Origin of the sequence: Lysinibacillus antri (assembly GCF_003977595.1) — a bacterium.
Taxonomy (GTDB): domain Bacteria; phylum Bacillota; class Bacilli; order Bacillales_A; family Planococcaceae; genus Ureibacillus; species Ureibacillus antri.
The window spans coordinates 1-19,447 of record NZ_RYYR01000026.1; the positions used below are offsets into that span (position 1 = coordinate 1).

The 19,447-nt window shown below is 38.1% G+C and carries 19 protein-coding genes, 2 rRNA genes and 1 riboswitch; of the genes, 16 read left to right on the forward strand and 5 right to left on the reverse strand.

The genetic code is table 11. From position 1 onward, the window contains the following. The 3 genes from EK386_RS15380 to EK386_RS15390 all read left to right on the forward strand — a co-directional run. A 23S ribosomal RNA gene (locus EK386_RS15380) occupies positions 1–87 on the forward strand; the annotation flags it as partial. A gap of 62 nt (positions 88–149) precedes the next feature. Beyond that, positions 150–265, forward strand: a 5S ribosomal RNA gene (gene rrf / locus EK386_RS15385). Positions 266–492: 227 nt separating this feature from the next. Further along, on the forward strand, positions 493–1,575 hold the full coding sequence (locus EK386_RS15390) for a mechanosensitive ion channel family protein (protein WP_246027692.1): 1,083 nt from the start codon (positions 493–495) through the stop codon (positions 1,573–1,575). Between the two features lie 58 nt (positions 1,576–1,633). Here EK386_RS15390 and EK386_RS15395 read toward each other — a convergent pair whose 3' ends face one another. From EK386_RS15395 to EK386_RS15410, 4 genes are all read right to left on the reverse strand, one after another. Further along, positions 1,634–2,170 carry a PepSY domain-containing protein gene (locus tag EK386_RS15395; RefSeq protein WP_126660118.1) on the reverse strand — a complete coding sequence of 179 codons (537 nt, stop codon included), beginning with the start codon at positions 2,168–2,170 and terminating at the stop codon, positions 1,634–1,636. Between the two features lie 112 nt (positions 2,171–2,282). Continuing rightward, positions 2,283–3,020 (reverse strand): PepSY domain-containing protein, encoded by a 738-nt coding sequence (locus EK386_RS15400; protein WP_126660070.1) that lies wholly within the window; start codon positions 3,018–3,020, stop codon positions 2,283–2,285. After that, positions 3,017–4,384 (reverse strand): sensor histidine kinase, encoded by a 1,368-nt coding sequence (locus EK386_RS15405; protein WP_126660071.1) that lies wholly within the window; start codon positions 4,382–4,384, stop codon positions 3,017–3,019. Before EK386_RS15405 ends, EK386_RS15400 begins: the two co-directional genes overlap by 4 nt. Continuing rightward, positions 4,374–5,090: a response regulator transcription factor gene (locus EK386_RS15410; RefSeq protein ID WP_126660072.1), complete on the reverse strand. Its 717-nt coding sequence runs from the start codon at positions 5,088–5,090 to the stop codon at positions 4,374–4,376. The genes EK386_RS15405 and EK386_RS15410 overlap by 11 nt, the downstream gene beginning before the upstream one ends. A 203-nt stretch (positions 5,091–5,293) precedes the next feature. On the opposite strand from EK386_RS15410, the gene EK386_RS15415 reads away from it, so the two are divergent. The 13 genes from EK386_RS15415 to purD all read left to right on the forward strand — a co-directional run bounded on the left by EK386_RS15415 (position 5,294) and on the right by purD (position 18,786). Beyond that, positions 5,294–5,482: an NETI motif-containing protein gene (locus EK386_RS15415; protein WP_126660073.1), complete on the forward strand. Its 189-nt coding sequence runs from the start codon at positions 5,294–5,296 to the stop codon at positions 5,480–5,482. 140 nt (positions 5,483–5,622) lie between these two features. Then, a riboswitch (purine riboswitch) is annotated at positions 5,623–5,722 on the forward strand. A 153-nt stretch (positions 5,723–5,875) separates the two neighbouring features. Continuing rightward, positions 5,876–6,364 (forward strand): 5-(carboxyamino)imidazole ribonucleotide mutase, encoded by a 489-nt coding sequence (gene purE, locus EK386_RS15420; protein ID WP_126660074.1) that lies wholly within the window; start codon positions 5,876–5,878, stop codon positions 6,362–6,364. Beyond that, positions 6,361–7,485, forward strand: a complete 1,125-nt coding sequence (purK, locus tag EK386_RS15425; protein ID WP_126660075.1) for a 5-(carboxyamino)imidazole ribonucleotide synthase — start codon at positions 6,361–6,363, stop codon at positions 7,483–7,485. Before purE ends, purK begins: the two co-directional genes overlap by 4 nt. Before the next feature lie 14 nt (positions 7,486–7,499). Further along, a complete protein-coding gene (gene purB / locus EK386_RS15430) occupies positions 7,500–8,798 on the forward strand; it encodes an adenylosuccinate lyase (protein WP_126660076.1) in 1,299 nt (432 codons plus the stop codon). 67 nt (positions 8,799–8,865) lie between these two features. Continuing rightward, the gene (purC, locus tag EK386_RS15435) at positions 8,866–9,576 is read left to right on the forward strand and encodes a phosphoribosylaminoimidazolesuccinocarboxamide synthase (RefSeq protein ID WP_126660077.1); all 711 of its coding nucleotides are present in this window, start codon (positions 8,866–8,868) and stop codon (positions 9,574–9,576) included. Between the two features lie 2 nt (positions 9,577–9,578). Continuing rightward, entirely contained in the window at positions 9,579–9,827 is a 249-nt protein-coding gene (gene purS, locus EK386_RS15440) for a phosphoribosylformylglycinamidine synthase subunit PurS (RefSeq protein WP_126660078.1), read from the forward strand. 2 nt (positions 9,828–9,829) lie between these two features. Continuing rightward, positions 9,830–10,507 (forward strand): phosphoribosylformylglycinamidine synthase subunit PurQ, encoded by a 678-nt coding sequence (gene purQ, locus EK386_RS15445; RefSeq protein WP_126660079.1) that lies wholly within the window; start codon positions 9,830–9,832, stop codon positions 10,505–10,507. Further along, complete coding sequence (gene purL, locus EK386_RS15450; protein ID WP_126660080.1) at positions 10,500–12,725, forward strand: phosphoribosylformylglycinamidine synthase subunit PurL; 2,226 nt, start codon at positions 10,500–10,502, stop codon at positions 12,723–12,725. The genes purQ and purL overlap by 8 nt, the downstream gene beginning before the upstream one ends. Further along, positions 12,701–14,125, forward strand: coding sequence for an amidophosphoribosyltransferase (gene purF / locus EK386_RS15455; protein WP_126660081.1), 1,425 nt, complete (start codon positions 12,701–12,703; stop codon positions 14,123–14,125). The genes purL and purF overlap by 25 nt, the downstream gene beginning before the upstream one ends. Before the next feature lie 14 nt (positions 14,126–14,139). After that, positions 14,140–15,195 carry a phosphoribosylformylglycinamidine cyclo-ligase gene (gene purM, locus EK386_RS15460; RefSeq protein WP_126660082.1) on the forward strand — a complete coding sequence of 352 codons (1,056 nt, stop codon included), beginning with the start codon at positions 14,140–14,142 and terminating at the stop codon, positions 15,193–15,195. Beyond that, complete coding sequence (gene purN / locus EK386_RS15465) at positions 15,195–15,779, forward strand: phosphoribosylglycinamide formyltransferase (RefSeq protein ID WP_126660083.1); 585 nt, start codon at positions 15,195–15,197, stop codon at positions 15,777–15,779. Before purM ends, purN begins: the two co-directional genes overlap by 1 nt. Before the next feature lie 112 nt (positions 15,780–15,891). Then, positions 15,892–17,418, forward strand: coding sequence for a bifunctional phosphoribosylaminoimidazolecarboxamide formyltransferase/IMP cyclohydrolase (gene purH, locus EK386_RS15470; protein ID WP_126660084.1), 1,527 nt, complete (start codon positions 15,892–15,894; stop codon positions 17,416–17,418). Positions 17,419–17,529: 111 nt separating this feature from the next. Next, positions 17,530–18,786: a phosphoribosylamine--glycine ligase gene (purD, locus tag EK386_RS15475; RefSeq protein ID WP_126660085.1), complete on the forward strand. Its 1,257-nt coding sequence runs from the start codon at positions 17,530–17,532 to the stop codon at positions 18,784–18,786. A 41-nt stretch (positions 18,787–18,827) separates the two neighbouring features. Here purD and EK386_RS15480 read toward each other — a convergent pair whose 3' ends face one another. Continuing rightward, complete coding sequence (locus EK386_RS15480) at positions 18,828–19,340, reverse strand: YgaP family membrane protein (protein WP_126660086.1); 513 nt, start codon at positions 19,338–19,340, stop codon at positions 18,828–18,830. Positions 19,341–19,447 lie beyond the last annotated feature (107 nt).

The window sequence follows — 19,447 nt, forward strand, 5'->3', positions numbered from 1 at the left end:
TCAAAGACGATGAGGTAGATAGGTTCGAGGTGGAAGTGTGGTGACACATGGAGCTGACGAATACTAATCGATCGAGGACTTAACCAAATCTTGAATACGCAATCAATGTCTTTATCCAGTTTTGAGAGAACGAACTCTCAATTAAATAGTCTAGTGATGATGGCAAAGAGGTCACACCCGTTCCCATACCGAACACGGAAGTTAAGCTCTTTAGCGCCGATGGTAGTTGGGGGCTTCCCCCTGTGAGAGTAGGACGTTGCTAGGCAATCAAACACCACTGTGCTGCAGTGGTGTTTTTTAATGCAAAAAACCCGATTTTAAAAATTTCGGAGTGTTGATTAATGTGATTACTTCATAAATTAGGATGATACTTTGTTGACCTTGTTTGTATCATGCGCCTTTTTGCTAGAAGTGAGAAAAATAATTTACTTTTCTCGCTAATCATGGTTACATAATAGAAACTGAATAAGTGTGTATAGGAGCAATTTTATTATGATGGAATATTTTCATTGGCTCTATCCGAATATGGTGGTTCCGACGTGGATAGATTTATTCATTTTTATAGGCATTATTATATTAGGCTGGATACTGCAACATTATCTATTAAAATATCTCATTAAACGAATTGCGCAGTTTTTTGAGAAAAAATCGAAACTCGTTACAGCTCGTATTATTGAGCATATTAGTCGAGAGGTAAGACATGGAATTTTTACAGGCATTGTATTCTTTGCATTAGCATTTTTATTTGAAGTTACTCTATTTTCAAATGTGTCCGTGAAAAGTTTCTTCTATTCATTGATGGTGTTTTATGTATTTAAAGGAATATATGATGTATTAACTTATTATGCAAATCATCCAGAAACTTTTTATCTAAATGAAAAGAAATTGCCTTTTTTAACGCCATTTTCGTTGCGGATCATTAAATCGTTTTTGGCGTTAATTGCCGTTGCGATTATTGCCTCGCTTTGGCATTTTAATTTAAATGGCTTTTTAACAGGGATTGGTCTAACAGGTGTAGCTTTAGCATTTGGAATTCGTGACACATCTTCCCATATCTTTGGTAGTTTATCAATGGGATTAGATAAGCCATTTCAAGTAGGCGATTTTATTGCAACCGAGGATCATAAAATTGAAGGGACGATTCAAGATATTAATTTGCGTTCTACGCTTATTTCAACGGCAGATAAGGGGATTGTCTATGTGCCCAATGCTTATTTATTGAATAAACCTATTTATAATTTATCCAAGCGTGAGAAGCGTAAAATTGAATTCCATCTTTATTTATCTATAGAAAATTCAGAAGAAATGATTCGTAATATTTGTGAAGAAGTGAATAAGCAAATATTATTGCATCCCAATATTTCAAAAGAGGATCTCATACTTGTCTATATCGATGAAATTCATGCGGATTATTATCGTATGTTAGTTAGCTTTTTTGTACCAACTAATAATCTACATCAGAAATATACTGTGCACCAGGATATTATTTTTGTAGTAAAGCAAATAATAGATGAAGCAAATATGAAGCTTGTTGATCCTAATGCTTTTAAATTATCTGGCTTAAAGAAAGATTAACGCATAGATAAAGGGTAGTAAAAACATGACCTTGTTTTTACTACCCCATTTTTATAAGTTAGTCATCATTGTGATCATCATCATCTTCATAACGATCATCGTCGTATTGGTCGTCATCATCATCTTCATAACGGTCGTCGTCATATCGGTCATCACCATCATCATTCACTCTAGGTTGAGATGAAACATTTGGTGCAGTCGTAGTGATAGTTTGTTTGGATTGATTACTGTTGGTATGATTTGTATTTTCATCATTCACGTTATCACTTTTTACGTTAGTAGTATTTGTTTGAGTAGGAATGATTGGCTCTTTTTTCTTTCTTAAAAGGTCACCCGTGAAGGCATCTAATTTCAGATCATATTCCGCATCACTCGTAACAATCTCTACCTCATAGTAGCTTTTTGTACCTTCATTTTCGAATTCAAGTTCCGTTATTTTCCCCTGTACAACGTCTAATGCTTTCTTTTCAATTTCCACTTTCGTTAATACATTTGCTTGATTCGCAGAACCGACGATATTACCCCCTGCAACTGCAATAACTCCGCCAAGCCCCATTACACCTAATAGCGCTGGTACTAAAATGATTTTTTTCATGTTTTTTCTCTCCTTATTGATTTGATACTTTTATCTTACAAGGCGAACATTATAAGAGTTGGAGAGTAAGATTAGAATTTGATGAGAAATACATTAAGAATCGCTAACTATCTTAATCTTCCTCATCGTCATCATCTTCATCATCATCCAGGGAACGGTTCTTAACGGAAAGGATATTCCCTGATATTGCATGAATTTGGAATGTGACAGCTTTATTCAAAGTGCGAATTTCTACTAGATAATAGCCGCCATCAGATGAAGTCTCATAGGCAACGTATTGAATGGCACCATTTAATTGGGAAAGAGCAATTTGTTTTGCTTTATCCTTTGTAATCGTTGGCGTGTTGTTAGATTCTGGAGCTTGCTGTTTTACTTTTTCAGAAAGTATTTCCCCCGTTTTTGCATTAACGGTAACAGATTTTAATAGTTCATTTTCCGTAATTTCCACAATATATTGAGGGGCCTCTCCTTGCTGGAATGCTATAGAATGAATCGTTCCTTTATTTTGTGAATTTAGCAAGGTGCGAATTTCTTCCTTTGTTTTGATAGAAGGGGTATCCTCAATCGTCTCAGCAGCAACTTCGTTCATTTTCATAACACTTCCTGTAGTGGCATCGATTTGTAGATCGTAGCTTGCATTTCCTCGCTCAAGGATCATGTGAAAAAAATCTTCTTTTTGTTCGAATGATTCAACCGTACCTCCATAGAGTGTTTCTATTTTTGTCGCTACTTCATGAATCGTTAATTGTTCAGGCTTGAAAAATTGACTTTGGATCGTATAAATGACAGCAGCTGTGATCAGTAACATTAAGACAACTAATCCAATCATCCATTTTGTATAGTTTGTCATTTGCTCTCCACCTCATTTTTAATGGAGAGTGGTATATGCAAAATAAAACATGTTCCTACGTCAACTTCACTTTCCACTTCAATCTTTATTTGTAAACTATGAGCTATTTCATTTGCAATGGCTAAGCCTAATCCCGTACCACCTGTTTTTCGGTTACGATCTTCACTTACTCTAAAGAAGCGATCAAATAAATGAGGGAGTTGGTCTTGTGGTATACCTACTCCATAGTCACGAATGCTAATTGTTATAGAATTCGTTTGTTTTGTAGCACTCACTTCAATTCGCCCATCACTATATTTTCGAGCGTTATCTAATAAGATAAAAAGTAACTGTTTTAATTTTGGTTCATCGGTAATAATGTATAGACTTTCAGCGAATTGATATTGGAAGTTCCTATTATAAGCTTGGCGCATCTGAGTCAGCGTATTTTCGAGTAAATGGGTTACATCGAGTTGTTGAATGGAAAGGGGGATACGCTCTTTATTTTTTGCTAATTCAAGCATTTGAACAATCATATTATTCATCCGCGTCGATTCGTTCACAATGGCTTCTAACGCTTCTGTTGCAACCTTTTCATTCGTAAAGCCGCGACGTAATAAAAGCTTTGCATAACTTTCGATCACGGTTAATGGTGTTTTAAATTCATGGGAAGCATTTGATACGAATTGTTGTTGCTTCATGTAGTTTGTTTCAAGGGCTTCCATCATGCGATTAAATGTCCGACCCATTTCAGCAAGTTCATCTTTTCCCACATCGGACTTTTCTAGTTTTTCGTAAGTACCAGAAGTTTCGCTTTTTTTCATGGCTAAAATTAATTGCTCTAGCGGTCTTAATATAATTCGACTTAAAGCCATATTTGAAAGAAGAATAGGAATGGCTATTAATACGGTCATTGCAACTAAAATTAGTTTTAACAATTGTTGATTTTTAGCAAGATCATCTAACCGTTGTAATAGCTGCAAATCCACAACTTTTCCGTTAATCCAAATGGCTTTTGTCTGGGTGATGATTAGAGGAGAGCTATCTACTTCGCTAATACCATATTGCTCTTTTTCCTCAAATGTTGAAGATACATGTTCCGTTGAAAAGGAAGTTGATATGGATGTGATTTCTTTACCGTTAGTATTCAATACACGGATGGCCCCATTTGTCGGTATATAAGCCCTTAAGACCGTATCTACATTGGCTGTTTGGTCTAATTTGGATAGAGCAGTTAGCAATTCCTCCCCACGTGAATGGAGTTGTTTTGCTTCTGTATCAATTGAAAGTTGTTCATATAATAGAAAGATTCCATAATTCATTACGATTAATAAAACGACCATTAAAAGAGTCGTAAAGAGGTGGATTTTTGTCCTAAGTTTCATGGGAGGACTCCTTTAAAACATAGCCAACACCTCGGACTGTTTGAATAATGGACGTTGGATTTGCCTTTTCGAGCTTTTGACGTACATAGCGTATATATACGTCGACTACATTGGTATCCCCATAGTAATCAAAGCCCCAAACTGCTTCTAAAATTTGGTCACGTGTAAGGACTTGCTTCGGGTGTTGTAATAAAAAGATAAGCAAATCATATTCACGTGGTGTTAAGTCAATGGCGCTTTCAAAATAGGAAACCTCCCGTGTTTGTTTATTGATTGATAAATTACGATAGGCTAAAAGATGTTCATTTTGAGAGCTTGAGTCAGGGTCCTGGCTACGAGGTTTCGAAAAGCGAATCGCATTCCGAATTCGTGCTAACAATTCATCGATTTCAAAGGGCTTCGTAACATAATCATTTGCCCCAAGATCTAACCCTTTTACTTTATCCTCAATGTCACTTTTAGCCGTTAATAATATGACGGGGGTATTGGATTCTGTAGCACGGATTCGTTTTAACACATCAAGTCCATTCATTTCGGGTAACATTAAATCAAGAAGTATTAAATCAAAGGTACTTTCACGGTATTGAATTAATCCTTCTGTTCCAGTATGGGCAATGCTTATGATATAACCTTCAAACTCTAGTTCGAGCTGTAATACACGAGCAATATTTTCTTCGTCTTCAATAATTAAAATTCGATGTTCCATTCATATCAACTCGCTTTTTATTTGTTTAAGTAAAATAATACAGAAGTTATATTAAAAATTGATGAGAATAAATCTTTAAATTCACTAAATTTCGCTAATCTATTTTTCTTATATATGTAATCTTTCCAAATTTTTTGCTTTCTATCTTTCCTTCTAGGTACTTTCGTAATATAGTAACAACAAATGTCGAAAGGAAATTAGTTATGAGTAAAAAACAATTGTGGTTTGAAGTAGAAGAGAATGAAACAATCGAGCAATGTTTAGGTCGAATGAGACAAGAAGGGTATATGCCAATGGGACGGAAGGAAGAGCCAGTCTTTCATATCGTAAACGGAGAACCAACCTATTTACGCCAAAAAATAAAATTTAAAGGGGTATTAATGGAAGAATGAAAACGTTTTCGCTTAAAAACCGAACATTCCCGTTTTCTGAAAATTTATCGTTCGCATTTTTCCATTGATTTTCTTACGTAGCCTTGTTAAAATGTGAACAGGAACTAAACTATAAGATAAATAACTTTTAGGTTTAATAACGAGATAACATATACATCCCACATATATGCTAGAGAATATGGCTCTAGTGTCTCTACCCGACACCGTAAATGTCGGACTATGCGGGAAAGCTTACTAAAGGCGTTGAATTGTTGGGTACTTCGTGTGCACAATACTTTCGACATTATTTTGTCCTTGAGTAATCTGCTTTCTTCGCATGTAGAGAAGGTGGATGACTTGAGGGCTTTTTTACGTAGAAAAATGAAGCGTAATCGCATAAAAGGAGAGAAAATAATGTATCCAAAAATCGGAGTCATTATGGGAAGTTCTAGTGACTGGGAAACGATGAAACATGCGTGTGATATTCTTGATGAATTACAAGTTTCATATGAAAGACAAGTAGTATCAGCACACCGTACACCGGACTTAATGTTTGAGTATGCAGAAACGGCACGTTCAAGAGGAATACAAGTGATTATTGCAGGAGCAGGGGGAGCGGCCCATTTACCAGGAATGGTGGCAGCTAAAACAACTTTACCTGTAATCGGTGTACCGGTGCAATCAAGAGCATTAAACGGATTGGATTCATTATTATCAATCGTGCAAATGCCTGGTGGTGTACCTGTTGCGACAGTAGCCATTGGAAAAGCAGGGGCAACAAATGCAGGTTTATTAGCAGCACAAATTCTTGCTACTACAGATCAAGATTTAGCAGAAAGACTGGAAGAACGTAGAGAGTACATGAAGCAAATGGCGCTAGAAAGTACAGGTGACCTTGTGTGACTAGAATGATTTATCCTGGCCAAACGATTGGAATTATCGGAGGTGGCCAACTAGGACGTATGATGGCACTTGCTGCAAAAGAAGCTGGTTATAAAATTGCAGTGCTTGAACCAACAATGGATTCGCCATGCGGTCAAGTGGCTGACATTCGTATTGTCGCGCCATACAATGATGAATCCGCGTTAGAAGAGTTAGCTGAAGTAAGTGATGTCATTACGTATGAATTTGAAAATATAGATTATGAAGGTTTAAAACGATTAACAGAAATTGCGCATGTTCCACAAGGTGCTGAATTAGTTCGGATTACGCAAAATCGTGTAACTGAAAAACACGCTATTGTAGAAGCAGGATGCCCTGTCGCTCCGTACATAGTAGCAAACAATTATGAAGAATTAGTAAACCAAATTGAACAAATTGGTTATCCTTGTATTGTGAAAACGGCACGTGGTGGATATGATGGAAAAGGTCAACAATTATTAAGTTCAACAGAAGACTTACCATTGGCCAAAAAACTGTTGGAACATTCACAGTGTGTTGCAGAAGGGTTTGTCCCTTTTGTAAAAGAAATTTCCGTCATTGTACAACGTAACGGATATGGTGAAACGTATTGTCTTCCAGTTGGAGAAAATATTCATGTACATCACATTTTACATGAAACGATTGTGCCGGCACGTATTTCACCAGCCACATATGACAAAGCAATCGAAGCTGCTGAAAAAATTGCTGATTACTTGCAGTTAATTGGAACATTAGCAGTTGAAATGTTTGTATTAGAGGATGGTCAAATCGTTATTAATGAATTAGCACCAAGGCCACATAATTCAGGTCATTATTCTATTGAAGCTTGCAACGTTTCACAATTTGTGCAACATATTCGTGCCGTTTGTGGTTGGCCACTTCGCAAGCCTAAACTTTGGGCACCATCGATCATGGTAAATTTATTAGGACAACATGTTGTGCCACTATCAAATTCGATTTCAAAATATCCTGATTGGTCCGTGCATCTTTATGGCAAAAATGAAGCAAAAGTGAACCGTAAGATGGGACATGTTACAATAATGACGGAGAATATGGAAGAAACTTTAAAACAAATCGAACGTTCTGGCATCTGGTCAGAATAAAAGGAGAAGAAACAATGATCGAACGTTATACACGTCCCGAGATGGGCGCAATTTGGACAGAAGAAAATAAATTTAAAGCTTGGTTAGAGGTTGAAATTTTAGCTTGTGAGGCTTGGGCTGAACTAGGTGAAATTCCAAAAGAAGACGTAGCATTACTTCGCCAAAACGCGTCATTTGATATTAACCGTATTTACGAAATCGAACAAGAAACGCGCCATGATGTAGTTGCATTTACGCGTGCAGTATCTGAGACTTGTGGCGAAGAGCGTAAATGGGTGCACTACGGTTTAACATCAACAGACGTGGTCGATACAGCTCTATCGTACTTAATTAAACAAGCAAATACAATTTTACGTAAAGATATCGTAAACTTCATCGACATTATTACGGAAAAGGCAAAAGAACATAAATATACAGTTATGATGGGACGTACGCATGGTGTACACGCTGAACCAACGACATTTGGTCTGAAATTAGCTTTATGGCTTGAGGAAATGAAGCGTAACTTAGAGCGTTTCGACTACGCTGCAAAAGTTATTGAAACAGGTAAAATCTCAGGTGCGGTTGGTACGTATGCCAATATCGATCCATTCGTAGAGCAATATGTATGTGAAAAATTAGGGTTAGCAGCAGCGCCTATTTCAACTCAAACGTTACAACGTGATCGTCATGCACAATACTTCTCAACATTAGCGTTGATTGCAACTTCAATTGAGAAATTTGCTACTGAAGTTCGCGGCTTACAAAAATCAGAAACACGTGAAGTAGAAGAAGCATTTGCAAAAGGTCAAAAAGGTTCATCTGCAATGCCACACAAACGTAACCCAATCGGTTCAGAAAACATGACGGGTATGGCTCGTTTAATTCGTGGTTACATGATGACAGCTTACGAAAATGTAGCACTTTGGCATGAACGCGATATTTCACATTCATCTGCCGAGCGTGTCATCCTTCCAGATGCAACAATTGCTTTAAATTACATGTTAAATCGTTTCGGAAACATCGTGAAAAACTTAACAGTGTTCCCTGAAAACATGAAACGCAATATGGACCGTACTTTCGGTTTAATCTACTCACAACGCATCTTACTTGCATTAATCGATAAAGGCTTAGTGCGTGAAGAAGCGTATGACACAGTTCAACCATTAACGGCGATTGCATGGGATGAGCAAAAGCAATTCCGCCCATTAGTAGAAGCAAACGAAAAAATCACTTCATTATTATCAAAAGAAGAAATTGATGATTGCTTCGATTACAACTATCACATTAAAAATGTAGACATGATTTTCGACCGTCTTGGATTAAATGACTAATTAATTGAAATTTAGCATCTCCCTCATTTTTGAGGGGGAGGCTTAAAAATAAGTGGAGGAACACGTCATGAATAAAGGTCAGCTTTTATATGAAGGTAAAGCAAAACGATTATATCAAACAGAACAAGATGACATATTGTTCGTTGAATATAAAAATAGCGCGACGGCATTTAACGGTGAAAAAAAAGCAGAGATTGATGGAAAAGGTGTACTTAACAACCAGATTACAACATTAATTTTCGAAAAACTCAAAACAAATGGAATTGACTCACATTTTGTGGAGCGAATTTCAGAACATGAACAACTCGTTCGCAAAGTAGACATCATTCCAATTGAAGTAGTTGTTCGAAATATTGCTGCGGGTAGTCTTGCAAAACGTCTAGGTGTAGAAGAAGGAACGCCACTTAAACGCACGATCGTTGAATTCTACTATAAAGATGATAGTTTAGGAGACCCCTTCATTAATAATGACCATATCGACATTTTAGGGATAGCAACAAAAGAGGAAGTAGAAGCTTTATATAAACTAGGTTTAAAAGTGAATACTGTACTTCAACCAATCTTTGAAGAAGTTGGCGTTACTCTAGTTGACTTTAAGCTTGAATTTGGTCGAGATAAAGATGGCAATGTATTACTTGCTGATGAAATTTCACCAGACACTTGCCGCTTGTGGGATGCAGAAACAAAACAAAAGCTTGATAAAGACGTGTTCCGTCGTGATTTAGGTAGTTTAATTGATGTTTATAAAATAATTCTTGCTAGACTTGGAGGAAAATAGAGATGACTAAAGTTAAAATTTATGTGACATTACGCGAAAGTGTGTTAGATCCTCAAGGTTCTGCCGTACAAGGTTCTTTAGCGAAAATGGGCTATAACGAAGTAAGTGACGTACGTATCGGAAAATATTTAGAAGTACAAATTGCTGATACAGATCGTGATATTGATGCGTTAGTAAAAGAAATGTGCGAAAAATTACTTACAAACACAGTAATTGAAGACTATCGTTACGAAATCGAGGAGGCTAACTAATTATGAAATTCGCGGTACTCGTTTTCCCTGGGTCAAACTGTGACATCGACATGTACCATGCTATTAAAGATGAGCTTGGTGAAGAAGTGGAATATGTTTGGCATGATGCGACTGATTTAAGCGAATTCGATGGCATCTTAGTTCCTGGTGGGTTCTCATATGGAGACTACTTACGCTGTGGCGCTATGGCGAACCAATCAAATGTAATGGCTGAAGTAAAAAAGTGCGCTGAAGCGGGAAAACCGGTTTTAGGCGTATGTAACGGATTCCAAATTTTAACGGAAGCAGGCTTACTTCCAGGTGCATTACTTCGAAACAAAAACCTGAAATTCATGTGCCGTCAAGTTCAATTAAAAGTAGAAAATAACAATACACTTTTTACAAATCAATATGAACAAGGTCAACTAATTAATATTCCAATCGCTCACGGTGAAGGAAACTACTTCTGTGACGAGGAAACTCTAGCAAACTTAAAAGCGAATAATCAAATTGTCTTTACATATTCGGGTGAAAATCCAAATGGTAGTTTAGAAGATATCGCAGGAATCATCAATGAGCGCGGAAATGTTCTTGGGATGATGCCTCACCCAGAACGTGCGGTTAGTGATTTACTAGGAAGTAGCGATGGTCTAGCTTTATTTAAATCAATTGTTAAACAGTGGAGGGAATTACATGTCTAAGATGGAACCAACAGCACAGCAAATTAAAGATCAAAAGCTATATGCTGGGATGGGTATGTCTGATGAAGAATTTGCGATGGTAGAAAATATCTTAGGTCGTCTTCCGAATTGGACTGAAACAGGATTATTCTCTGTAATGTGGTCAGAACACTGTTCATATAAAAACTCAAAACCGGTATTACGCAAATTCCCAACAAAAGGTCCTCAAGTTTTACAAGGTCCTGGTGAAGGGGCAGGAATTGTAGATATCGGCGATGAGCAAGCGGTTGTATTTAAAATGGAATCACATAACCATCCATCTGCAATTGAACCGTATCAAGGTGCAGCAACGGGTGTAGGTGGTATTATCCGTGACGTATTCTCAATGGGTGCTCGTCCAATTGCGATGTTAAACTCTTTACGTTTTGGTGAATTGCAATCAGAGCGCGGTAAGTATTTATTTGAAGAAGTAGTAGCAGGTATTGCTGGTTACGGTAACTGTATTGGGATTCCAACAGTAGGGGGAGAAATTCAGTTCGACCCATGTTATGAAGGAAACCCACTTGTGAACGCCATGTGTGTTGGTTTAATTGATCATAAAGACATTCAACGTGGTATTGCAGCAGGTGTAGGGAATACAGTAATGTACGTTGGTGCTAAAACAGGTCGTGACGGTATTCACGGTGCAACATTTGCATCGGAAGAACTGTCAGAAGCTTCTGAAGAAAAGCGTCCTGCAGTACAAGTAGGAGACCCATTCATGGAAAAACTTCTACTTGAAGCTTGCTTAGAAGTTGTGAAATCGGATGCTCTTGTTGGGATTCAAGATATGGGTGCAGCGGGTCTTACTTCCTCTTCAGCAGAAATGGCTTCAAAGGCTGGATCTGGTGTAGAAATGAACTTAGACTTAGTTCCTCAACGTGAAACAGAGATGACAGCTTACGAAATGATGTTATCTGAGTCACAAGAGCGTATGTTACTCGTTGTGAAAAAAGGTCGCGAAGATGAAATTAAAGCGATTTTCGATAAATATGGTTTAGATGCAGTGGCAATCGGTCGTGTAACAGATGATAAAATGCTTCGTTTACTTCATAACGGTGAAGTGGTGGCAGAAGTTCCAGCTGATGCACTAGCAGAAGATGCGCCTGTATACCATAAACCATCTGCTGAACCTGCCTATTTCGCAGAGTTCCAAGCAATCGAAAACAACGAGCCTGAAGTTGCGGATTACAAAGAAGCGTTAAAATCGTTACTACAAGCGCCAACAATCGCTTCTAAAGAATGGGTTTACGACCAATATGATTATCAAGTTCGTACAAATACAGTGGTAGCTCCAGGTTCTGATGCTGCAGTACTTCGCGTACGTGGGACAAACAAAGGTCTTGCAATGACAACAGATTGTAACTCTCGCTATATTTACTTAGATCCAGAAACAGGCGGTAAAATTGCCGTTGCAGAAGCGGCTCGTAATATCGTTGCTTCAGGTGGTCAGCCACTTGCAATTACAGACTGCTTAAACTTCGGTAACCCTGAAAAACCAGAAATCTTCTGGCAAATTGAAAAATCTGCTGATGGTATTGCAGCGGCTTGTACAGCATTAAATTCACCAGTTATCGGTGGGAACGTTTCTTTATACAATGAACGTTCAGGTGAAGCAGTTTACCCAACGCCAACAATTGGTATGGTTGGTTTAATTGATGATTTAGCTCATGTTACAACACAACAAGTGAAACAAGCTGGCGATGTTGTCTATGTAGTAGGCGAAACAGCGACAGAATTCGGTGGATCTGAACTGCAAAAATTAGTGTACGGTAAAATCTTTGGTAAAGCACCAAGCATCGACCTAGATGTGGAAGCAAATCGCCAAGCAGCAATTTTAAAAGCCATTCGTGAAGGTCTTGTGCAATCTGCTCACGACGTTTCTGAAGGCGGGGTAGCAGTTGCTTTAGCAGAAAAAACATTTAGTACAGATGGTTTAGGTTTATATGTCACTTTAGAAGGTTCTGCTGTAACAGCATTATTTAGTGAATCTCAATCACGCTTTGTTATGACAGTTAAAGAAGAAAATGCAGCTGCATTTGAAAATATTGTTCCAGACGCGAAGAAAATCGGTATCGTAACAGATGATGCAAAAATTACAATCAACGGTGATACTGGCATTCTTTTAGAAGGTACAGTGGAGGAATTCCGTTCTGCTTGGAAAGGAGCAATCCCATGCTTGGTGAAATCAGAGGCTTAAACGAAGAATGTGGCGTATTCGGAATCTGGGGACATCCAGATTCTGCCCACTTAAGTTATTATGGACTTCATGCTTTGCAACATCGTGGTCAGGAAGGGGCTGGTATCGTCGTAACTGACGGCCAGCAACTCCGCGCGGTTAAAGGTGAAGGACTTGTTAATGATGTATTTAATGAAGAAAAGTTAAAATCTGCAAAAGGTGATGCTGCCATTGCCCATGTTCGCTATACAACTGCTGGTGGTGGTGGTATTGAAAATGTACAACCGTTATTATTCCGCTCTTCAACAGGTAGTATGGCAATTGCTCATAACGGAAACTTAGTCAATGCCAATCATTTGAAGCAACATCTAGAACGTTCGGGGAATATTTTCCAATCTACATCGGATACAGAAGTTGTTGTGCATTTAATTAAGAAAAGTAAAAAACCAGGTTTACGTGCACAAGTAAAAGAATCGCTTTCTTTATTAAAAGGAGCTTTCTCTATTTTAATTATTACAAAAGATTGCATGATGGTTGCTCGTGATCGTAACGGATTACGTCCATTATCAATTGGTAAATTAGGCGATGCATGGGTTGTTGCTTCTGAAACATGTGCTTTTGATTTAATTGGAGCAGAGTTTGTACGTGATGTTGAACCAGGTGAGCTGTTAATCATTACAGATAAGGGTATTGAGGAAGACCGCTTTGCACAAACAGAAAAACGCGCAATGTGTGCAATGGAGTATGTATACTTCGCTCGTCCAGATTCAAATGTTGATGAAATAAACATTCATATGGCCCGTAAACGTATGGGAAAACGATTAGCACAAGAATGTGTAGGAATTGAAGCGGATGTTGTAACAGGTGTTCCTGATTCATCAATTTCTGCAGCGATTGGTTTTGCTGAAGAAATCGGTATTCCTTACGAGCTTGGTCTAATTAAACATAAATATACGGGAAGAACATTCATTCAACCAACACAGGAATTACGTGAACGTGGTGTGAAAATGAAGCTTTCTCCTGTAGTGCAAGTTGTAAAAGGAAAACGTGTCGTAATGGTGGATGATTCCATCGTACGTGGTACAACTTCTCGACGTATTGTGAAGATGTTAAAAGAAGCAGGTGCTACGGAAGTTCATGTTGTGATCTCATCGCCAGCAATGAAAAATCCTTGTTTCTATGGAATTGATATTTCTTCAGACGAAGAGTTAATTGCTTCTAATAATAGTATTGAAGAAATTCGTGATGCAATTGGAGCAGATTCATTAACTTTCCTTTCAGATGAGGGGTTAATTGAATCAATTGCACGTCCATTCGATGATGAAACACGCGGACTTTGTATGGCTTGCTTTACAGGGGATTACCCAACGGAAATTTTCCCAGATACTGTGTTACCACATGAAAAAGAACTAGTAAGGTAGGAGGACAATTTCAAATGTCAAAAGCATATGAACAAGCAGGCGTAAATATTGAAGCTGGTTATGAAGCTGTTAAACGAATGAAATCCCATGTTGAACGTACAAATCGTTTAGGTGTTATGGGGACATTCGGAGGTTTCGGAGGCATGTTTGACTTGTCCTCTTTAAACTTAAAAGAACCTGTTCTGATTTCAGGTACAGACGGTGTTGGGACAAAATTAAAATTAGCCTTTATGGTCGATAAACACGATACAATCGGCGTTGACTGTGTGGCAATGTGTGTAAATGATATCGTTGCGCAAGGTGCAGAGCCACTTTATTTCTTAGATTATGTCGCTGTTGGGAAAGCAGAGCCTGTAAAAATCGAACAAATCGTAAAAGGTGTGGCAGATGGCTGTGTGCAAGCAGGTGCTGCTTTAATCGGTGGCGAAACTGCTGAAATGCCTGGTCTTTATGAGGAAGATGAATATGATTTAGCGGGCTTTGCAGTAGGTGCAGCTGAGAAAGCAAACGTTGTAACAGGTGAAAAAATTGCTGAAGGCGACGTGTTAATCGGTCTTGCTTCAAGTGGTGTTCACTCAAACGGTTATTCGTTAGTTCGTAAAATCGTATTTGCTGATCAAGGCTTTGCAGTAGATGAAGTAGTGGAAGGCTATGAAGATCTTGGTCCAATTGGTGAGGCACTACTTGTACCAACAAAAATTTATGCAAAACCTGTCCTTGAAATGTTAAAGCAAGCAGATATTCACGGGATGGCCCACGTTACAGGTGGAGGCTTCTATGAAAATTTACCACGCATGATGCCAGAAGGATTAGCGACTGAAATCGACTTAGGTACTTGGCCAGTTTTACCTATATTTGAATTTTTAAAAGATAAAGGTGCTTTAGGAGATAAAGACTTATATAACGTATTTAACATGGGGATTGGGTTTGTTCTTTCAGTGCCAGCATCTGAAGCAGAAAAAGTAATTGCGATTGCTGAAGCGAACGGTGAAAAAGCATACCGAATCGGTCGAGTAGTTAAAGGTGAAGGTGTTATTTTCAACGGTGAGCATGATGGGAGTTTAGTGTAATGGCTACAAAGATTGCGGTATTTGCTTCAGGTAGCGGGTCCAACTTTCAAGCCATCCAAGAAGCAATTGTGCGCGGTGAATTAGATGCATCCGTTGAACTCGTTGTGACGGATAAGCCAAATGCATTTGTTGTAACTCGTGCAAAAAACTTTGATATTCCAGTGTTCGCATTTTCAGCAAAAGATTACGCTTCAAAAGCAGATTACGAGCAAGAGATTGTAAGAGTGCTTCGTGAAAATGATGTTAAATGGATTGTTCTTGCTGGATACATGCGTCTAATTGGAGAAACATTACTTTCTGCTTTCCCAAATCGAATTGTGAATATTCATCCATCCTTACTACCATCATTTCCAGGTAAAGATGCCATTGGACAGGCGATGGATCATGGAGTGAAAGTAACAGGGGTGACTGTTCATTTTGTCGATGAAGGAATGGATACAGGTCCTATACTAGCGCAAGCGGCTGTTGATGTTGTTGTGGGTGATCGTGAAGCAACGGAGGAACGCATCCATGCAATCGAACACCAGCTTTATACAAAAACATTAAAACAATTGTTTGAAAATAAAGTAAATATTATTCATTAAATAGATACTAACAGATTGACTCGTGGAGATATGAGTCAATCTGTTACAAAACTTTTTGAGAAAAGATAAGTTTCTCATTCTTACATAATTTAAAAACTTGGAGGTCTTTTCCGTGACGAAACGTGCACTTATTAGTGTTTCAAACAAAGAAGGTATTTTAGAATTTGCAAAAGAATTAGTAGCATTAGACTATGAGATTTTATCAACTGGCGGAACGAAAAAAATGTTACAAGACAACAATGTTCCTGTAACAGCAGTAGATGAAGTAACAAAATTCCCAGAAATTCTTGATGGTCGTGTTAAAACGTTAAACCCAATGATCCACGGAGGTCTTTTAGGTAAATTTGATGACCCATCTCACCAAGCTCAAATGAACGAACATGGAATTGAGCCAATTGAAATTGTTTGTGTAAATCTGTATCCGTTTGTAGAAACAATTTCAAAATCAGATGTAACGTGGGACGATGCGATTGAGAATATTGATATCGGTGGTCCAACAATGTTACGCTCAGCTGCAAAAAACCATCAGTATGTAACGGTTATTGTGGATTCTAACGACTATGCTCAAGTGGTTGAAGAATTAAAAGCAGGTGGCGCAACAACACTTGAAACACGCAAAAAACTAGCTGCAAAAGTATTCCGTCACACGGCTGCTTATGATTCGTATATTTCAAATTATTTAACAGAAGAAGACTTCCCGGAAAGTTTAACAATGACGTATGAATTAAAACAAACATTACGTTACGGTGAAAATCCACACCAAAAGGCGGCATTTTACCAAAAACGTTTAAGCTCTGATTTCTCATTAGCTTATGCAACGCAATTACACGGAAAAGAATTATCTTATAACAATATTCAAGATGGTAACGCCGCGCTTCAAATCGTAAAAGAATTCGACAAACCAGCTGCTGTTGCTGTAAAACATATGAATCCTTGTGGTGTTGGTACAGGAGTTACAATTGAAGAAGCATTCGATAAAGCTTACGAAGCAGACCCAACTTCTATTTTCGGTGGAATTATCGCATTAAACCGTGAAGTGGACGTACCGACTGCTGAAAAATTAAGTGGTATTTTCTTAGAAATTATTATTGCACCTTCATTTACGGAAGAAGCATTAGAAATTTTATCGAAAAAGAAAAATATCCGTTTAATGACAATTAACTTCGCACAAGAACAACAAGATCAATTTAAAGTAGTATCTGTAGAAGGTGGTCTTTTAGTACAAGAAGACGACAAATTTGGTTTTGGTGAAGCTGAAATTAAAGTAGTAACAGATCGCGAACCTACTGAACAAGAGTGGGAAGCGTTAAAACTTGGTTGGTCTGTTGTAAAACATGTGAAATCCAATGCAATCGTTGTAACGGATGACCAAATGACTCTTGGTGTAGGTGCTGGTCAAATGAACCGCGTTGGCGCTGCGAAAATCGCTTTAGAACAAGCTGGAGAAAAAGCAAAAGGTGCAGCATTAGCATCTGATGCATTCTTCCCAATGAGCGATACAGTTGAAACTGCTGCAGCTGCAGGAATTACTGCCATCATCCAACCAGGTGGTTCTATTAAAGACCAAGATTCAATCGACAAAGCAAATGAATATGGCATTGCGATGGTATTTACAGGCGTACGTCACTTTAAACATTAATTTGATAACGCTCGTCTTTTAGGAGGCGAGCGTTTTTTTGAGAATTTGTTATATAGAACGATTGATTCGCACATAAACATAAACATTTATTTAATAAGGGAGGCAACTCACATGAATATTCTTGTCATTGGTAGTGGTGGACGTGAACATGCAATTGCAAAAAAATTTAATGAAGCACCATCTGTAGAAAAAGTTTTTGTAGCGCCAGGGAACGATGGCATGCGCGACTGTGCAGAAGTAGTTGCACTTGATGCAATGGATTTTGCTGGATTAGCACAATTTGCAAAAGAAAATGCCGTTGAATTAACATTTGTCGGACCCGAACAACCATTAGCGGCAGGTATCGTAGACTTTTTCCAAGAGCGTGGATTAACAATTTTTGGTCCAACAAAAGCTGCAGCACAGATTGAAGGCAGTAAATCGTATGCAAAAGAAATTATGAAAAAATATAATATCCCAACTGCTGCTTACGAAACATTTACAGATGCCGAGAAAGCAATTGAATATGTAAAACAACAAGGCGCACCAATCGTTGTCAAAGCTGACGGATTAGCAGCTGGTAAAGGTGTTATTGTAGCAATGACAGAACAAGAAGCAATCGAAGCAATTGACGATATGATTGGGAATCAACGTTTTGGTGAGTCGTCTTCTCGAGTTGTCATTGAAGAATTTTTAGATGGTGAAGAGTTTTCATTCATGTCATTTGTTCATAAAGGTCAAATTTATCCAATGGTTATTGCACAAGATCATAAACGTGCTTACGATGGTGACAAAGGACCAAACACAGGTGGGATGGGTGCCTATTCACCAGTACCTCAAATTCCACAAGAAGTCGTTTCAAATGCATACATTGAAATTGTGGAGCCAACAGTAAAAGCAATGGAAGAAGAAGGTGTTTCTTTCACTGGTATTCTTTATGCGGGACTTATTTTAACGAAACAAGGTGCAAAAGTTATTGAATTTAATGCTCGATTTGGAGATCCTGAAACACAAGTCGTTCTCCCACGTATGAGTTCTGATTTTGGTTTATTTATGAAATCGTTAATGGAAGAAAAATATTTTGATTTACAATGGTCGAACGAAGCAATGTTAGGTGTTGTCATTGCAGCAGAAGGTTACCCAGGAGATGTAGAAAAGGGAAATCCTCTACCTGATTTAGCAGAACTAACGGAAAATTATTATGTATACCATGCAGGAACGAAACAAGTGGATGGAAACTTTGTTGGAAATGGTGGGCGTGTTCTTTTAGTTGGAGCAAAAGCAGATACATTAAAAGAAGCGCAACAAAAAGTGTATGAAGGCATCAACTCACAACAATGGGATCAATTCTTCTTCCGCAAAGATATTGGCTGGCGAACATTTAAATAAGAACAAAGGGAATGTCAGCTAGTAGACATTCCCTTTTCATGTTAGCTTGGGTTCGTTGCAGATTGCCCGCTATTGGATGATTTCGATTGGTTTGATTGTGAAGAACTTGATCCAGAAGTATTTCCACCGTTAAAAGATTGAACGACATCTGAAAAATCTTCACCTTTAGAAACAGCATCCATCGCTTGTGAAGCCGCTTTTGCTAATCCTGTATCTGTCCAAGAAGTGGATTTTTTTTGTGACTTGTTGTTGTTTTGTTCGCTTCCCCAGCGGTTTTCATAAGCATCATTATAGGCACGTAACAGGCTATCCCCATCCATATATTCATCAAAGGATGTATAAACTGCCTCTTTTACATTTGAATTAAGGAGGGCTTTCATTGGGCAATATAAGAAAATCCCTTCTGCTACTTTCATCGCACCTGCAATGACTAAAGCAGAACCTAGTGATTTACTTCCCGAATCCTTTGTTAAGTGAGCGACACCAAAAGCCGTTAAACCTGTACCAAGAGCGAGGCGAACAAAACCACTTTTTTCTGAAATATTTTCCTGCATGTAAAACACTCCTTTTAAAGTTAATATGTTCCATCGCAAAAACTTTAATTTATTAAAGTGCTATGATACGATAAAATGAAGTAAGCGCTTCAAAAGTGTGTAAATAA

Excerpts from the sequence above, each read along its gene's own strand:
- purN (WP_126660083.1), top strand. The coding sequence starts at position 15,195 with ATGGCTACAAAGATTGCGGTATTTGCTTCAGGTAGCGGGTCCAACTTT.
- EK386_RS15400 (WP_126660070.1), bottom strand. The coding sequence starts at position 3,020 with ATGACAAACTATACAAAATGGATGATTGGATTAGTTGTCTTAATGTTA.
- purM (WP_126660082.1), top strand. The coding sequence starts at position 14,140 with ATGTCAAAAGCATATGAACAAGCAGGCGTAAATATTGAAGCTGGTTAT.
- purB (WP_126660076.1), top strand. The coding sequence starts at position 7,500 with ATGATCGAACGTTATACACGTCCCGAGATGGGCGCAATTTGGACAGAA.
- purS (WP_126660078.1), top strand. The coding sequence starts at position 9,579 with ATGACTAAAGTTAAAATTTATGTGACATTACGCGAAAGTGTGTTAGAT.
- purE (WP_126660074.1), top strand. The coding sequence starts at position 5,876 with ATGTATCCAAAAATCGGAGTCATTATGGGAAGTTCTAGTGACTGGGAA.
- EK386_RS15415 (WP_126660073.1), top strand. The coding sequence starts at position 5,294 with ATGAGTAAAAAACAATTGTGGTTTGAAGTAGAAGAGAATGAAACAATC.
- EK386_RS15395 (WP_126660118.1), bottom strand. The coding sequence starts at position 2,170 with ATGAAAAAAATCATTTTAGTACCAGCGCTATTAGGTGTAATGGGGCTT.
- purL (WP_126660080.1), top strand. The coding sequence starts at position 10,500 with ATGTCTAAGATGGAACCAACAGCACAGCAAATTAAAGATCAAAAGCTA.
- purF (WP_126660081.1), top strand. The coding sequence starts at position 12,701 with ATGCTTGGTGAAATCAGAGGCTTAAACGAAGAATGTGGCGTATTCGGA.
- EK386_RS15480 (WP_126660086.1), bottom strand. The coding sequence starts at position 19,340 with ATGCAGGAAAATATTTCAGAAAAAAGTGGTTTTGTTCGCCTCGCTCTT.
- purQ (WP_126660079.1), top strand. The coding sequence starts at position 9,830 with ATGAAATTCGCGGTACTCGTTTTCCCTGGGTCAAACTGTGACATCGAC.
- purC (WP_126660077.1), top strand. The coding sequence starts at position 8,866 with ATGAATAAAGGTCAGCTTTTATATGAAGGTAAAGCAAAACGATTATAT.
- purD (WP_126660085.1), top strand. The coding sequence starts at position 17,530 with ATGAATATTCTTGTCATTGGTAGTGGTGGACGTGAACATGCAATTGCA.
- EK386_RS15410 (WP_126660072.1), bottom strand. The coding sequence starts at position 5,090 with ATGGAACATCGAATTTTAATTATTGAAGACGAAGAAAATATTGCTCGT.
- EK386_RS15405 (WP_126660071.1), bottom strand. The coding sequence starts at position 4,384 with ATGAAACTTAGGACAAAAATCCACCTCTTTACGACTCTTTTAATGGTC.
- EK386_RS15390 (WP_246027692.1), top strand. The coding sequence starts at position 493 with ATGATGGAATATTTTCATTGGCTCTATCCGAATATGGTGGTTCCGACG.